Annotated in this window: 15 protein-coding genes; 7 read left to right on the top strand and 8 right to left on the bottom strand. The window is 39.1% G+C overall.

Annotation, left to right across the window (positions count from 1 at the left end; genetic code table 11):
* Nucleotides 1-48: 48 nt before the first annotated feature.
* The 3 genes from ubiE (at nucleotide 49) to F0919_RS11280 (ending at nucleotide 2,396) form a co-directional block, all read left to right on the top strand.
* Nucleotides 49-810, top strand: coding sequence for a bifunctional demethylmenaquinone methyltransferase/2-methoxy-6-polyprenyl-1,4-benzoquinol methylase UbiE (gene ubiE / locus F0919_RS11290; protein WP_216629417.1), 762 nt, complete (start codon nucleotides 49-51; stop codon nucleotides 808-810).
* A 53-nt stretch (nucleotides 811-863) separates the two neighbouring features.
* Entirely contained in the window at nucleotides 864-1,559 is a 696-nt protein-coding gene (gene porT / locus F0919_RS11285) for a type IX secretion/gliding motility protein PorT/SprT (RefSeq protein WP_235903500.1), read from the top strand.
* A 231-nt stretch (nucleotides 1,560-1,790) separates the two neighbouring features.
* Nucleotides 1,791-2,396, top strand: a complete 606-nt coding sequence (locus F0919_RS11280) for a superoxide dismutase (protein ID WP_150032877.1) — start codon at nucleotides 1,791-1,793, stop codon at nucleotides 2,394-2,396.
* Nucleotides 2,397-2,460: 64 nt separating this feature from the next.
* Here F0919_RS11280 and F0919_RS11275 read toward each other — a convergent pair whose 3' ends face one another.
* Both F0919_RS11275 and F0919_RS18615 read right to left on the bottom strand, forming a co-directional pair.
* Nucleotides 2,461-3,426 carry a hypothetical protein gene (locus F0919_RS11275; RefSeq protein ID WP_150032876.1) on the bottom strand — a complete coding sequence of 322 codons (966 nt, stop codon included), beginning with the start codon at nucleotides 3,424-3,426 and terminating at the stop codon, nucleotides 2,461-2,463.
* Between the two features lie 93 nt (nucleotides 3,427-3,519).
* Nucleotides 3,520-4,077 carry a hypothetical protein gene (locus F0919_RS18615; protein WP_235903499.1) on the bottom strand — a complete coding sequence of 186 codons (558 nt, stop codon included), beginning with the start codon at nucleotides 4,075-4,077 and terminating at the stop codon, nucleotides 3,520-3,522.
* Nucleotides 4,078-4,155: 78 nt separating this feature from the next.
* On the opposite strand from F0919_RS18615, the gene F0919_RS18610 reads away from it, so the two are divergent.
* Nucleotides 4,156-4,692, top strand: a complete 537-nt coding sequence (locus F0919_RS18610; protein WP_235903498.1) for a hypothetical protein — start codon at nucleotides 4,156-4,158, stop codon at nucleotides 4,690-4,692.
* 14 nt (nucleotides 4,693-4,706) lie between these two features.
* On the opposite strand, the gene F0919_RS11265 is transcribed toward F0919_RS18610, so the two are convergent.
* The 6 genes from F0919_RS11265 to F0919_RS11240 form a co-directional block, all read right to left on the bottom strand.
* Nucleotides 4,707-5,987 (bottom strand): prolipoprotein diacylglyceryl transferase, encoded by a 1,281-nt coding sequence (locus F0919_RS11265; protein WP_150032874.1) that lies wholly within the window; start codon nucleotides 5,985-5,987, stop codon nucleotides 4,707-4,709.
* A gap of 112 nt (nucleotides 5,988-6,099) precedes the next feature.
* Nucleotides 6,100-6,591, bottom strand: coding sequence for a YajQ family cyclic di-GMP-binding protein (locus F0919_RS11260; protein ID WP_150032873.1), 492 nt, complete (start codon nucleotides 6,589-6,591; stop codon nucleotides 6,100-6,102).
* Nucleotides 6,592-6,720: 129 nt separating this feature from the next.
* On the bottom strand, nucleotides 6,721-7,974 hold the full coding sequence (metK, locus tag F0919_RS11255; protein WP_150032872.1) for a methionine adenosyltransferase: 1,254 nt from the start codon (nucleotides 7,972-7,974) through the stop codon (nucleotides 6,721-6,723).
* A gap of 83 nt (nucleotides 7,975-8,057) precedes the next feature.
* Nucleotides 8,058-8,579, bottom strand: a complete 522-nt coding sequence (locus F0919_RS11250; RefSeq protein ID WP_150032871.1) for a nuclear transport factor 2 family protein — start codon at nucleotides 8,577-8,579, stop codon at nucleotides 8,058-8,060.
* Between the two features lie 22 nt (nucleotides 8,580-8,601).
* On the bottom strand, nucleotides 8,602-9,312 hold the full coding sequence (locus F0919_RS11245) for a YiiX/YebB-like N1pC/P60 family cysteine hydrolase (RefSeq protein ID WP_150032870.1): 711 nt from the start codon (nucleotides 9,310-9,312) through the stop codon (nucleotides 8,602-8,604).
* A 40-nt stretch (nucleotides 9,313-9,352) separates the two neighbouring features.
* Entirely contained in the window at nucleotides 9,353-9,931 is a 579-nt protein-coding gene (locus F0919_RS11240; RefSeq protein ID WP_150032869.1) for a YqgE/AlgH family protein, read from the bottom strand.
* A 224-nt stretch (nucleotides 9,932-10,155) separates the two neighbouring features.
* Here F0919_RS11240 and F0919_RS11235 point away from each other — a divergent pair, with 224 nt between their 5' ends.
* From F0919_RS11235 to mutS, 3 genes are all read left to right on the top strand, one after another.
* Nucleotides 10,156-11,427: a sensor histidine kinase gene (locus tag F0919_RS11235; RefSeq protein ID WP_150032868.1), complete on the top strand. Its 1,272-nt coding sequence runs from the start codon at nucleotides 10,156-10,158 to the stop codon at nucleotides 11,425-11,427.
* 352 nt (nucleotides 11,428-11,779) lie between these two features.
* A complete protein-coding gene (locus F0919_RS11230; protein WP_150032867.1) occupies nucleotides 11,780-12,139 on the top strand; it encodes an ArsR/SmtB family transcription factor in 360 nt (119 codons plus the stop codon).
* A 203-nt stretch (nucleotides 12,140-12,342) separates the two neighbouring features.
* Nucleotides 12,343-14,961, top strand: a complete 2,619-nt coding sequence (gene mutS, locus F0919_RS11225) for a DNA mismatch repair protein MutS (RefSeq protein ID WP_150032866.1) — start codon at nucleotides 12,343-12,345, stop codon at nucleotides 14,959-14,961.

The raw sequence follows: 14,961 nt of genomic DNA, 5'->3' as shown, positions 1-14,961 counted from the left end.
TTTGAAAAATGGAATTTAAACTCCGTTTTTCCGCTTATTTTTGCAGCAATGAATAATTCCGTTACTCCTTCCGGAGCGCCAACAACCAAAGTAATGCCATTGCCTGATTCGCACCTTAGCAAAAAAGAACAGGTTGCCGGTATGTTTGACCGTATCGCAGGTAAATATGATTTTCTGAACCACCTTTTATCAATGGGAATTGACAAGGGTTGGAGGAAAAAAGCTATTAATACTTTGCGTCCTATTCAGCCTAAGCAGATATTGGATGTTGCAACTGGCACGGGAGATTTGGCTATAGCAGCATTGAATTTGCAACCGGAACATATTACCGGCGTTGATATTTCAGAAGGTATGATGGCTATCGGCAGAAAGAAGCTGGCGGATAAAAACCTTACAGATAAAATTTCCCTTCAATATGGCGATAGCGAGGCTTTGCCATTTGAAAACAATTATTTTGATGCTATTACCTGTGCTTATGGGGTCCGCAATTTTGAACACCTTGAAAACGGGCTCAGGGATATGAACCGTGTAATGCGTGTTGGTGGACGGGTGGCAATTCTGGAGTTTTCCAAACCAAAAAAGTTTCCGGTTAAACAATTATATCAGTTCTATTTCCGTTTTATTCTGCCGACATTGGGAAAAACTGTCTCAAAGGATGCAACTGCTTATACTTATTTGCCTGAATCGGTGGCTGCATTTCCTGAAGGACAGGCTTTTTGTGAGATATTGCAACAATGTGGTTTCAAGAATGTAAAAGCAAGGCCATTGACTTTTGGTATTACAACACTGTACACGGGAGAAAAGGTTTAGCATAATATTTCAAATGTAAAGATTTACTTATCTTCGTTAATATGCTTCAAAGAATGAAAGGAATAAAGGCGCTTTTACTATTATTGTGTCTGATGGCAGGATTGCAAATGCATGCCCAGACGCATATTCCCAATATGCCGGAGCACGACCAGAAAGCATATTATTTCGGTATTACTTTCGGTGCCAATTATTCTACTTTCCGTATTAATAATACGCAAAGTTTTGCGGATCATGATACTTTTAAAAGTATTCAGCCGGGTTCAGGTCCGGGATTCAACCTGGGTATTATGGGTAACCTGCGATTGACGAATTTTATTGATTTAAGATTTATTCCGGCATTGGTTTTTGCAGAGAAAAAACTGACTTTGGTGGATATGAATAATGTGGTGACAAAGACAAGTGTGGAATCTATTTATATGCAATTGCCTTTACAGGTAAAATTCAAAAGCGACCGTATTAACAACTTCCGTTTTTACGGCATACTCGGCGGCAAATTTGATTATGATCTTGCATCTAATGCGCGCAGCCGCCGTCAGGATGAATTATTGCGTGTGAAGGCGATAGACTTGGGTGCTGACGTGGGAATAGGTTTTGAGTTCTTCTATCCTAATTTTATATTTTCTCCGGAAATTAAGCTGAGTCAGGGTTTTATCAATACGCAATATAAGGATTCCGATATTCCTTTATCCAATACAATTGATGCTATCCGTACGAGAATGATTGTATTTTCCATTCATCTGGAAGGGTAACTTGAAAAAATCCAAATTGTAAATTCCAAATCCCAATCTTATGTTAGGTATCTGATATCTAATATCTATTCTCTAACGTCTGATATCTATTATCTAACATACCATTCACTATTCCCAATTTCAAATTTTGTATTTTTGTTTTCCTTTAATGCAAATAAACTTTTTGTTTAAAACTGCATTATCAGGAGGATACACATTTCATTTCATTTTTAAAATAAAAATCTGATTATTATGGCACATTCACTTCCTGCATTGCCTTATGCACACAACGCATTGGAACCACATATCGATGCGCAGACTATGGAAATCCATCATGGTAAACATCATCAGGCTTATGTAGATAATCTGAACAAAGCTATTGAAGGCACAGATGCTGCCGATCTTTCTTTGGAAGAACTGGTAAAAAATATTTCAAAATATCCTGCTGCGGTGCGTAATAATGGCGGTGGTCATTTCAACCATTCTTTGTTCTGGACAGTATTGACTCCAAATGCTAAAGAAGGTCCTGAAGGTAAACTGGCAGATGCTATCAATGAAGCTTTCGGTGGTTTGGACGCGTTAAAAGAAAAAATGAATACAGCCGGTGCAACACGCTTTGGAAGTGGTTGGGCATGGTTGATTGTAAAAGACGGCAAATTGGAAGTTACTTCTACGCCAAATCAGGATAATCCGTTAATGGATGTTGCAGAAGTAAAGGGCACGCCTATTTTCGGTATTGATGTTTGGGAGCATGCTTATTATCTGAAATACCAAAACAAGCGTCCTGATTACCTTAAAGCGGTTTGGAGCGTTGTAAACTGGGATGAAGTAGCTAAGCGTTACGAAGCTGCTTTGTAAGAAATATGATTTAATGAAAAAAAGTGTCCCGCAATTCCAATTGTGGGACACCTTTTTTAGTTGATTATTTCGCTTCAGATAAAACTTCTTTCATCTTATCAAAGAATTCAGGTTGCGGGACTTTCTTCGCGATTATCCACATTGAAAAGTGTTCGGCAGAAATTTCTTCAGGATGTAGTACGTAAAAGGTATTCTTTCCTATTTTGGTAAATAATTCCGGTACTTCGTCGAGTTGTAATAAAACGCCTTTCCCATCTTTTATTAATGGCGTTTCCTGCTTGTTTTTATTTTCGAGTTCCAGCAATGCTATGTTTGCATTTTGTAAACTGAAGTTTTCTTCAAATGGTTTTGTGCTATAAAGCTGCAATGCAAAATGCCTGTCTTTTCCTCCTATGTTCAATGCAATAAAATGCTCTGTGAAAGGGCAGTCCGGGTTGGTAATAACGCGATTATCCATTGCAGTCGCAGTATTGATTCGGTTGCATTTCTGAAATCCGAAGATGGCATATATTTTATTCCTCGTATCAGCATTGAACCTTGAGAAAACATGGAATAATTCATGGGCTACAACATGGGTATTTATCTCCTGGCCGCCTTTAACGCAAAGCATAATACGATTTTCGCGGGTATAGCCTTCGGCTCCGAATTCTTCAGCTCCGGCGGTTTTAAGCAATTGAATCTTTTTAGGAAGATTAAGATGAATTTTATTGCTTTCTAAAAATTTTTCGATTTCCTGAAAAGATTGCTGCAACTTTTGCTGGTCTTCTTCATCCCATGTCAATGCCTGAGATGCTGCCAGATTCAGGTAATCTTTTTCGGCAACGTTTTCCTTTCTTCCTAATCTTATTTGCAGGTCAAAAGAGGTCAGGGCTTTTGTGTAATCATCCGAATGGTTTGTAGCTTCGGCAGCGCTTTTGCTATCTAATAATTCGATAGTACAATCCTGAAAAGGAAATTGTTTAACGATGCCTGCATGGCTGTATGTTGCAAGAAAGCTTACAAGGAGGAAGAAAAGGATTTTGTTTTTCATAAATTGAAATTTGAAGAAAGATATTCCTTTTTCGAGGAAATGCAAAGTAAAAGCATCCCCGGCGGATGCTTTTATTGAAAAATAATCATGCTTTTACAAGGCCCAGTTAAAACCTATGCTGAATCCGACAGGTAAGGTACGGTCAGATAAATTTCTTATGTTTTTTTCTATCAGATCATAATTGTCCTTAAATTCTTTGCTCCTGAATGGAAGCCACAGACCCAGATATAATCTTATGTCTTCTTTGCCTCCTATTTTTAGTTCACCGCCAATGCCGGTTGAAAATCCGTAATAAGTTTTGTTTACATCAACCGGCGTATAGTATTTTACATTGATTATGCCATTATAACCATACATGGCCATTACCAATGGTTGAATTTTTGCATCGGGTAATGGACGAAGCTGTATGCCTGCATTTACCCCAAGACTCGGATCTTTGAATTTATAGCCAAGTCCCACAAAAGCACCAAGATATTTTACAGGTAAATATTCTGCTTTAATACCTGACATTCCATAATCCATTCCGTAGCCCAATCCCCAATGGAACTTTGAATCTTTTTTGGGCGTGTTGTTTTGTGTTTGTGCATAAGAGCAAAGTCCTGATAATGAAAGCGCTGCGCAAAGTGTAATATTTGTAAATGTATATTTCATGATGTTTAGATTATAAGCGCTTTTACCATTAATGTAGGAGTTTAAGGCATTTATCCTGCGCTCATTTCTTTTAACCTGATGCTCGAGCCTGTTCACCCGTTCCTCGAGCCTATTCACTCGTTTCTCTGGCCTGTTCACTCGTTTCTCTGGCTTGTTCACTCGTTCCTCTGGCTTGTTCACTCGTTCCTCGAGCCTATTCACCCGTTCCTCTGGCTTGTTCACCCGTTCCTCGAGCCTGTTCACTCGTTCCTTTGGCTTGTTCACTCGTTCCTCGAGCCTGTTCACTCGATGCTCGAGCCTGTTCACTCGTTCCTTTGGCTTGTTCACTCGTTCCTCGAGCCTGTTCACTCGATGCTCGAGCCTGTTCACTCGTTCCTCTGGCTTGTTCACTCGTTCCTCTGGCTTGTTCACTCGTTCCTCGAGCCTGTTCACCCGTTCCTTTGGCTTGTTCACCCGATACTCGAGCCTGTTCACTCGTTCCTCTGGCTTGTTCACCCGATGCTCGAGCCTATTCACTCAAGACTCGAGTCTATTAACCCGAGGTTGAAGCTACACACTCTTTACTTTGGATTGTATACAGAATTAATGGTTGTTACGTACTCATACGTCCCCTAAATTGTATCAGGTGCTTATACTGTTTCAGTTTTTTCTTTTGGCTTGTAGAAGAAAAGCAATCCTAAGCCTGCAATTACGAGACAGGTGGAAATAATTTCGGCCTGAGTAGGGTGGAGGAAGCCCCAATTGTATTTATAGTTTACGCGCATCAATTCGATAAGGAACCGTTCTATGCCGGCAATAATCAAATAGAGGCCAAACATTTGCAATGGCCTTCCAAAGCGTTTGCGTACGCGCCACATTACGAAGAACAAAAGGATGCATGCTACGGCTTCATACAGTGAGGTGGGAAAAACACCTGCCGGTAAAACATGGTTATATTCACCTTCGTCGCCTGCAATTTTAATACCGTCATTATTTACATTGTGCTTGAAATTCTGTGCAAATATCCAGTCGGGTAACCAGCTTGGTCCGGACGCATATTTGTTGGGCGTAATCTGGTTCAGGTTACGATCCATAAATTGATTCGGGTATTTAGTAACCATTGCCTGATAATCCTGATAACTGCTTTTCACCATGCTTCCGTCAGGTTGTGTGGTATATGCACTGTTGAAAATACCCCAGTCGCCGTCGCCGGCAGTCTGGCAACCCAAACGGCCGATACCGTAGGCTAAAATCAAGGCGGGTGCAGCGGCATCGCAAAGGTGCCTGAAATCAAATTTCTTTTTGCGGGCGTACAGATACAAAGCAATGGTAGCAACAATTAACCCGCCATAAAAGGTAAGGCCGGATGCTGAGAAGAGATTACCGATCGGGTCGGCAATAAAATCCTGCCATGTTTCAAAGGCATTGAATATTTTGGCTCCTGCAAAACCGCCGATAGCTGCAATAAAAATAATATCTGCAACGCGATGATGGGGATAAACGGCGACTCTCTGCTGTTTGGGCTGCGGTAATTGTTGTTTCTTTTTAGAGCTGTATTTCCAGTAAACAAAAACGGCGGCAAGCACAATACCTGTAATCCAGCTGCCTTTCATGGAAAGGATAAAGCCCATCGGATCGTGACCGACGGCAGCTGAATTGAGGAACATACCAATCAATTTGAAACCTAAGAGAAATCCCAGTATGCCCATTCCAATCAGCTCGGAGGAGGTAGCGGGTTTGCCGATTTCTTCCGTAATGATTTCCGGTTGAAAAAGTCCTTGTTCTTTTTTTCTTTGCAGTTCTTTTGAGATGACCCAGGCTCCGAACAAAAAACCCATTGCTACAAAAAAACCAAAGGTTTTGACAATGGCCAATCCCGGAATGTCAATGCCAAAAAGGGATTGAAACAAATAATGAAAGTCAGGAAACATATTTTAGTAGATAGTTGTTAGTGGATAGTCGTTAGTGTTGTTTCGTTTTTTATGTAGTTAGTCGTTAGCAGATAGTTTTACTAACCACTAAGGACTAACTACTATCCACTAATTAGCTTTTCATATTAGTATATTGTAATGGCATTTCAAGGTTCGCGCCATTGCAAAGGCGGATGATATCCTGCAGGTCGTCAATTTTTTTGCCGGTTACGCGAATAATGTCATCCATGATGGCAGCCTGAACTTTGGAACCGCTGTCTTTAATAAGTTTTACTATTTTCTTTGCGCTATCCTTATCGAGTCCGTTACGGACAGTTACTTCTTTACGCACATATTTGCCGGATGCGTAGTGTGCTTTACTGAAATCAAATGCTTTGGCATCGAGGCCTTGCTTCAATGATTTTGAAATGATGACATCTTCCACCTGTTGCAGTTTCATATCGCTTTCCACTTCAAGTTTCATAATCATTGTTTTTTTATCAAGGTCAATCTCCACATGATTTCCTTTGAAATCGAAACGGGTTGAAATTTCTTTTTTTACGACATTGATTACATTATCCAATGTTTGCAAATCAACTTTGCTGGCTATATCGAATGAAGGCATGTTTTTAAATTTTAAAAATGAAAAATCTGAAAATTCAAATTTCAGTATTCAAACCTCGCAAAGGTACAAAAATAGAGCTGACACCTGCAAAGGTATCAGCTCTTGTATTTTAACGGATAAGCATAAGATTTACTTGATGTTGAAAGCTTTTTTCACTTTAGCAACATAATCCAGTTTCTCCCATGTAAACAATTCCACTTTTACTTTCTTTACTTTACCATCGGGCGTTTTGAATTCTTTTGTAACCACTTCGTTTTTACGACCCATGTGTCCGTAAGAAGCTGTTTCGCTATAGATAGGGTTACGTAATTTCAAGCGTTGTTCGATGAAGTAAGGACGCATATCAAAAATGCCTTCCACAATCTTAGCAATTTCACCATCGTGCATATCAACTTTTGCAGTACCGTAAGTATTGATGTAAATACCCATTGGCTGGGCTACGCCGATTGCATAAGAAACCTGAACCAGAACTTCGTTTGCAACGCCTGCCGCTACAAGGTTTTTAGCAATGTGGCGTGTTGCATAAGCTGCTGAACGATCTACTTTTGAAGGATCTTTACCAGAGAAAGCGCCACCGCCGTGTGCACCTTTTCCGCCATATGTATCAACGATGATTTTACGTCCTGTCAAACCTGTATCACCGTGTGGTCCGCCAATTACGAACTTACCGGTAGGATTGATATGGTATTGGATTTTATCATTGAAAAGGTGTGCGAATTTTGCATACTTTTTCTTTACTCTCGGAATCAAAATGCTGACAATATCTTTTTTGATTTTCTCCAGCATTTTCTCTTCCGTATCAAAATCATCGTGCTGCGTGGAAACTACGATAGCATCAATACGAACCGGATTGTTGTTATCATCATATTCCAGCGTCACCTGAGATTTGGCGTCAGGGCGCAAATATTTAATTTGTTTGTTTTCGCGACGCAGGTCAGCTAATTCAATCAGGATTTTATGAGCAAGATCCAAAGCCAATGGCATATAATCGTCGGTTTCGTTGGTTGCATAACCAAACATCATACCCTGATCGCCCGCACCTTGTTCTTCTTTTTTCTTTTTATCAACACCCTGATTAATGTCCTGGGATTGTTCGTGTATTGCAGAAAGCACACCACAGGAATTTGCTTCAAACATATACTCGCTCTTGGTGTAACCTATTTTTTTAATTACATCGCGGGCAATGGTTTGTACGTCAAGATATGCTTTTGATTTCACCTCTCCGGCCAATACCACCTGACCGGTTGTAACTAATGTTTCACATGCAACTTTGGATTCTGGATCGAAGGCAAGGAAATTGTCAATGAGTGCGTCAGAAATTTGATCTGCAACTTTATCAGGATGTCCTTCAGACACCGACTCGGAAGTGAATAAGTAAGGCATATTTGTTTAAACAGATTTTTTGAAAATTTCCCAAAGGTAAGGGAAGGTTAATAAATTAATTAATTTTTATTTGGTAAGGCAATTTATTGTTGCGGGTTATTTTCCTGTTTGTCGCTTATGGTATCGGGCGACTGTCTTTCCATTTCAAGGCGGATGCCGGAGGTTGAATCAACAGCGTTTATATATAATTCGTCGCCGGTGCCCAGCTCCAGGGTTGAAATATCTACTTTCCATTTTATCCGTCCTTCTATATCAAGTTCCTTTTGCAGCCTGATTTTATTGAAAGGTAAAATTTTGGGTTCGGTGGAGTAAGTCACGATTACGGTTGAATCGGATTCGGTCTTGGTATCAAGAATTTTTACTTTGAAATTTTCAGCTTTTTCGGCTTTTACATTTTCCGGAATTTCTTTGGTAAATGCCGCCCATATATCCAACATGCCCCAGGTGTTTTTGGTGGAAAGCGCTTTGGCTTTGTCAAAGTCTGCCTGCACTACACTTGTCAGGAATTTTTCTGTTACTGCTTGCGGAGAATTGGAATTTTTACAGGAAGAAAAAATACAAATAGAGAACAGAACAAATAGAAGGAATGCCGGAAATTGTTTCATTTTTAAGTAGTATGTGGCAAATTTACTGTTTATAGCCTATTTTACAAATCAGCTTCATGTCCTTACGGCTATAAAGGTTATCAACTGCTATAAATCTGAAATCCGCCATTTGCGTTAGGGGGAAATAATCTTCCTTATGTGTTGTTTCAACTAATGCTTTATAAATGTATTCCGTACAATAAAGTAAAGAGTCTGTTTCAAGATTAAAGTTAGGATCAAACTTCCTGCTTTCTTTAAAATATTTTACGGAAATGTCATGCAATTGCTCTTTTTCATTTTTTGAAAGCATAAACCTGTAAACAGCGAAGCCGGAATTACTATATGGAGTTATATAACTATTTAAAGAATCGCGCCTCATGAGCGCCCGTGGGTTTTGAGCGCTTCCCATAAAATTATAAACCACGGGAATGCCGTTTTCTATAAAAACCAACCCTGCATGAGAATATGTTTTGTCGTGTGTATTTGCCTTGCGAAACATATCACTGACAGCATCTGTTCCTGTTCTTAAAATCAGGTCGCCGTCCTGAACCAATCTGAAAGATGAATCGACAAAAAGCTTGTTCCAGCTATTGGAAGCTCGCCTTGCGGCACTTGTATTTGATGTGATTTTGGGTTGGGGATAAATATAAGATTCAATCAGTTTTCTGTTGAAGACAATGCCAAACAGCAATAACATGGCAATCAGGAGAAAACCTTGCAGCTTCCGGCTTTTATGTTCAGAACTATCATTCATGCTTACTGCAAATATAAGCCGGGCATGATAAAATGCAATTTTAATTTAATTGCGGATGCAAAGGCAGGTTAGCCATAAATGCAAATTCATCTCCTAAAGCAAGTATGGACTTATGCCAGATATTTTTCAGTCCTGCATCAAATATAAGATTGGTATTGCCATCTGCCACAAGCCATGAGCCTTCTTCAATTTCTTTTTCCAGCTGGCCTTCGTCCCAACCTGAATAGCCTAAAAATAGTTTTACGTTTGAAGCATTGCAGATATTTTTTTCCATCAGCCTGTTAAGCTCGGTATAAGAACCGCCCCAATATAAACCGGGTAAAATCTCATGTCCGCCTAGCTCATTGGGAAGTGTATGCAGCACGTGCAAAGTGTCTTTCTGTACAGGGCCGCCATCGTAAATATTAAAATCAAAATGCTTGAGTTCTGGCAATAAATCGGGCAATTGCAGTTCCGATGCGCGGTTAAGGATAAAACCAATGGTTCCCTGTGCTCCGTGTTCACAGAGCAATACGACTGTTCTTGCAAAGCCTGAATCAATAAGAAAAGGTTCTGCTATTAATATCTTGCCAATGGCAGGTTTGATATCTGTTCTTTTCTGTAAATCCAACATATCCATAATGTCTGTCTTTTTTGCTTCATAAAATTAAAATACATATTGATATCTCCAAATGGTTGGAGTAAACTATTGGGAAATGATTAACGCGATTTATAAATGTATTGTGTTAAAACTTCTTTTATATATTTTTAGCCAAATTAAGTCACAAACGCATCTTGTATCTTTGATTTTCCGAAGAGAAGCAATCAGGTAATGATTTTGACACACTTTGATAAAATAAACAGATGAAAAAAGTATTTCCTTCAATAATTATTCTGATAACACTTTCGCTTATTGGCCTGATGCTTTTGCAGATGTCGTGGATAAAGAATTTATTGATGGTTCAGAACCAGAAATATTATGCTGATTTATCCACTGCATCCGTAAGCATTTCAAAGGAAATTAAAGACAAACTTGCATCCAGACTGGGTTTCAGGCCTGATGATGCGGCCTGGGAAAGCACAGAAGCATCAAAATATTTATGGAGCCAGATAAATAACATGCCTATCGATGATATTACGGAAATTATAAAGCAGGAATTGGTGAAAAACCATATTGATCTTGATTTTGAATTTGCTATTATAACCAGTGATTTGAATTATATCAGTTCCAGAGGGTTCACTTATGAAATGAATACTGATAAGAATACTTTTGACAGCTATTTAACGCCAACGAATAGTTACAGCCTGAAAATATATATCAGGAAACCCAAAAATTACATTTTACAGCGCACCATCGGCAGTATTGCCGCTTCTGTAGTATTTACCATTATCATTATTTCAGCTTTTGCGGTTACTGTACGGACGGTACTCCGGCAAAAACAGCTTTCGGAAATCAAGTCTGATTTTATAAACAATATGACCCATGAGTTTAAAACACCTTTGGCTACCATATCATTGGCGGTTGATGCTCTGGGCAATTCCAAGGTGCTTTCAAGGACGGATCAGATTGTTTATTACACCGGCATTATCCGTGATGAAAACAGAAGAATGTATAAACAGGTGGAGAAAATTCTGCAGGCAGCGCAAATGGATACGGAAAACCTTGACTTGAAACTGCAAACAATAGATGTGCATCAGATTATACAAAATGCAACGGCGAATATTATTTTACAGGTCGAGGAAAAGCATGGTAAGCTGGAACAAAAACTTGATGCGAAAAGATATTTTATAAAAGCCGATGAAGTCCATTTTTCCAATATTGTTGCCAATCTTTTAGATAATGCTATTAAATATTCAAAAGATCCTATACTTATAAGCATTGCAACATTTAATACAAATGCAAAAACACTTACAATTCAAATAAAGGATAATGGCATAGGAATGACCACTGAAACTATGAGCCATATTTTCGAAAAATTTTACAGAGCCCATACCGGAAACCTTCATAATGTAAAAGGTTTTGGTTTAGGGCTGAGTTATGTCAAATCGGTTGTAGATGCACACGGCGGGAAAATAAAAGTGGATAGCGTAATAGGCAAAGGCAGCACCTTTACATTGGAATTTGCCATGACATAAATCAATTAATATAATATTTGTCTCTTTCACATACTTATGTAGAAATTATACTGCTTTTGTTCATAATTCGTTTCTTAGTTTTACACATTAAGTGTTGATTATTAAATTTTTGCACTAAATTTGCTTTTCACTTTAAATAATTATTATTAATGGTAGATTGGCCTTAAATTATATAAAAACGACTATGTTAACAGCATATTAACCCCATCAATGAAATTTAATGCATGATGATATATTATAAAGTAGCTATCTTTGCGTACCCAGTAACCCACCACCATTAAGCAAGTATTAAACTCTTTGCTTATCGAACTACAATTACAATTTTTTAATCACTTATCTTAAATCATATAAAATGGAACAAACAGTGTCTGCAAACACTTTAGTTGCTCGTAAAGAAGAAAATTCGGCCGAAGCGGTAAAATTAGATTATGTAGCTGTAAAAAGTGCTGCCATGACCTTAAGAGCAATTAATCACAAATTGCGTCAGCAAATTATTAAATTGCTGGAAGAGAATAAAAGAATGAACGTAACAGATATTTATGTGAAATTACGTTTGGAGCAATCAGTAGCCTCTCAACATCTGGCTATTTTGCGTCGTGCTGATATCGTAATTACAGAACGTGACGGTAAATTCATCCACTATTGTTTGAATCATGCACGTATTGCTGCGGTAGGTCATTTTGTAAAAGAATTGATCAATTCTGAAAAATAAATTGAACTAAAAACTAAAAAGCCCTGCAATTTTTTGCAGGGCTTTTTTATTGCCATCCCTTTTCAATCATTATAAACAACGAATGACAATAAACAATGCCGTTTCAAAAAAAAGTAATGCACATTCATTCAAAAGGCTGTCAGAAACTTTATAAACAATTAGAAGGGTGTTAAATAAAACGAAGTTATTTTTGTAGCAATATCATGGCAAAGAAAACTGCAGAAGAAACACCTTTAATGAAACAGCATAATGCGATTAAGAGTCGTTATCCCGATGCTGTGCTCCTTTTTCGCGTAGGCGATTTTTACGAAACGTTTAAAGAAGATGCTATCATTGCTTCCAAAGTATTGGGCATTACCCTTACCAAAAGAGCCAACGGTGCCGCTACACATATTGAACTGGCGGGATTCCCCCATCATTCGCTTGATACTTATCTGCATAAACTGGTAAAGGCAGGTCATCGTGTTGCCATTTGTGACCAGTTGGAAGACCCTAAGACAGTAAAGGGCATTGTAAAGCGTGGCGTAACCGAATTGGTCACGCCCGGCGTTGCGGTGAATGATAAATTGCTGGACAATAAAAACAATAATTTTCTTGCAGCGCTTTATCTGGATGACAAAGAAAATGGTATTGCTTTTCTGGATATTTCCACGGGCGAATTTTTTGTGGCGCAGGGCAATGTGGAATACATGGATAAACTGCTCCAGAGTTTCCAGCCGAGTGAAGTGCTTATCAGCAAAGGAAAACAGAAGTTCTTTGCAGAATGGCTGGATCAGAAATATTATACTTTTCATCTGGAGGACTGGATATTCCAGCATCATTTCGGTTACGAAACTTTGCTGCGGCATTTTGATACGCAATCATTAAAAGGTTATGGCATTGAAGAGTGGAATGCCGCTACAATAGCCGCCGGTGCTGCATTGCATTATCTTAAAGAAACAGAGCATCCGCATGTGCAGCATATCAATTCCATTCAACGCATCACTGCATCGGAATTTTTATGGATGGACCGGTTTACCATCCGTAACCTGGAATTGATGCACAGCCCGGTGGAAAATGGTTATACGCTTTTACAGGCAATGGACCATACCATAACACCAATGGGCGCACGTATGCTGAAACGCTGGATTATATTTCCCTTAAGTGATAAACGTCAGATAGAACAGCGTTTAGATTGGGTGGAAGCCTTTTTGAAAGATTCGGAAATTGCCAATGAATTCCGTAAACACCTGAAACCAATTGGCGATATTGAACGCTTGGTGGCAAAGGTTCCGTTGAAGAAAATTAATCCGCGTGAAGTAGTTCAGCTGGCTAAAAGTTTACAGCATTGCGGCATTATTAAAACAATGCACTCTTCTGTAAACGAAACAAATTTTCTTGAAAAACTAACACAGCAGATCAATTCTTGTGAAGAGATTCAGCAAAGTATTTTTGATACTTTAAATGAAGAAGCGCCCGTTGCAATTAACAAAGGCGGAGCTATAAAAGAAGGCATCAATGAAGAATTGGATCAACTTAGAAAGATAGCCTATCACGGCAAAGAATATTTGTTGAAGATACAGCAGGAGGAAATCCAGAGAACAGGTATTCCTTCGTTGAAAGTGGCTTTCAACAACGTTTTTGGCTATTATCTTGAAGTTACCAATACGCATAAAGACAAAGTTCCGGAAACATGGATACGCAAGCAGACTTTGGCAAATGCAGAAAGATATATTACGGAAGAACTGAAAGAATACGAAGAAAAAATTCTCGGTGCGGAAGAAAAAATCGCTGTGCTGGAATTGCAGGTTTATGATGCTTTGATTGATAAGATTCAAACTGCTTTGGGCCAGATGCAGCAGAATGCACAAGCTATTGCGCGTATTGATTGCCTGTTGTCCTTTGCACATATCGCCAAACAGTTCAAATACTGCAAACCTGTTATCAGTGATTCGCAGATACTGGATCTTAAGCAAAGCCGCCATCCCGTAATAGAACAGCATTTACCACATGGCGAAACTTATGTTCATAATGACATCTTATTAGACAAAGAAACGCAGCAGATCATAATCCTTACCGGTCCGAATATGAGTGGTAAGTCGGCTTTGTTGCGACAGACAGCTTTGATTACATTGATGGCGCATGTAGGCAGTTATGTCCCTGCAACGGAGGCTGTAATTGGTCTGACCGATAAGATATTTACAAGGGTGGGGGCCTCAGATAACCTGAGTGGTGGCGAATCTACCTTTATGGTGGAGATGAATGAAACGGCAAGTATCGTAAACAATTTGAGTGCGCGCAGCCTGATTTTACTGGATGAAATCGGTCGTGGTACAAGTACTTACGATGGTATCTCTATTGCATGGTCTATCGTTGAATATATTCAAAAACACGTACATAAACCTAAGACATTATTTGCAACACACTATCATGAATTGAATGAGCTGGAAACCAGGTTGGATGGCGTAAAGAACTATCATATCACCCATAAGGAAACAGGGAATAAAGTTATCTTCCTGCGAAAGTTGGCACCTGGCGGAAGCCGCCACAGCTTTGGTATTCAGGTAGCGAGAATGGCGGGCATGCCTAATGATTTAACAGACAGGGCGAATGAGATACTGGCTTTGCTGGAAGAAAAACATGCCGGTAATTCTACGACAGACCGCATTAAGAAAATGCCGGTACAGAATTTTCAACTCAATATTTTCGATGGTATCGGCGATGATTTGCGCCGCATACAGGAGCAGCTTTTTGAGGTTGATATTAATACATTGACACCTGTAGAAGCTTTAATGAAACTGAACGAATTGAAGAATATAGTGAAGGTTTATCAGCATGTATAA

Source organism: Taibaiella lutea (assembly GCF_008629695.1).
Lineage (GTDB): Bacteria > Bacteroidota > Bacteroidia > Chitinophagales > Chitinophagaceae > Taibaiella > Taibaiella lutea.
Note: the sequence above shows the minus strand (reverse complement) of the source record. Positions and strands in the feature narration are given on the sequence as shown.

Bases quoted from the DNA above. Each gene is read 5' to 3' on its own strand.
- F0919_RS11260 (WP_150032873.1), bottom strand. From the start codon at position 6,591: ATGCCTTCATTCGATATAGCCAGCAAAGTTGATTTGCAAACATTGGAT.
- F0919_RS11245 (WP_150032870.1), bottom strand. From the start codon at position 9,312: ATGAATGATAGTTCTGAACATAAAAGCCGGAAGCTGCAAGGTTTTCTC.
- F0919_RS11265 (WP_150032874.1), bottom strand. From the start codon at position 5,987: ATGTTTCCTGACTTTCATTATTTGTTTCAATCCCTTTTTGGCATTGAC.
- F0919_RS18615 (WP_235903499.1), bottom strand. From the start codon at position 4,077: ATGAAATATACATTTACAAATATTACACTTTGCGCAGCGCTTTCATTA.
- F0919_RS11250 (WP_150032871.1), bottom strand. From the start codon at position 8,579: ATGAAACAATTTCCGGCATTCCTTCTATTTGTTCTGTTCTCTATTTGT.
- F0919_RS18610 (WP_235903498.1), top strand. From the start codon at position 4,156: ATGCTCGAGCCTGTTCACCCGTTCCTCGAGCCTATTCACTCGTTTCTC.
- F0919_RS11280 (WP_150032877.1), top strand. From the start codon at position 1,791: ATGGCACATTCACTTCCTGCATTGCCTTATGCACACAACGCATTGGAA.
- F0919_RS11240 (WP_150032869.1), bottom strand. From the start codon at position 9,931: ATGGATATGTTGGATTTACAGAAAAGAACAGATATCAAACCTGCCATT.
- mutS (WP_150032866.1), top strand. From the start codon at position 12,343: ATGGCAAAGAAAACTGCAGAAGAAACACCTTTAATGAAACAGCATAAT.
- porT (WP_235903500.1), top strand. From the start codon at position 864: ATGAAAGGAATAAAGGCGCTTTTACTATTATTGTGTCTGATGGCAGGA.
- metK (WP_150032872.1), bottom strand. From the start codon at position 7,974: ATGCCTTACTTATTCACTTCCGAGTCGGTGTCTGAAGGACATCCTGAT.
- F0919_RS11275 (WP_150032876.1), bottom strand. From the start codon at position 3,426: ATGAAAAACAAAATCCTTTTCTTCCTCCTTGTAAGCTTTCTTGCAACA.
- F0919_RS11230 (WP_150032867.1), top strand. From the start codon at position 11,780: ATGGAACAAACAGTGTCTGCAAACACTTTAGTTGCTCGTAAAGAAGAA.
- F0919_RS11235 (WP_150032868.1), top strand. From the start codon at position 10,156: ATGAAAAAAGTATTTCCTTCAATAATTATTCTGATAACACTTTCGCTT.
- ubiE (WP_216629417.1), top strand. From the start codon at position 49: ATGAATAATTCCGTTACTCCTTCCGGAGCGCCAACAACCAAAGTAATG.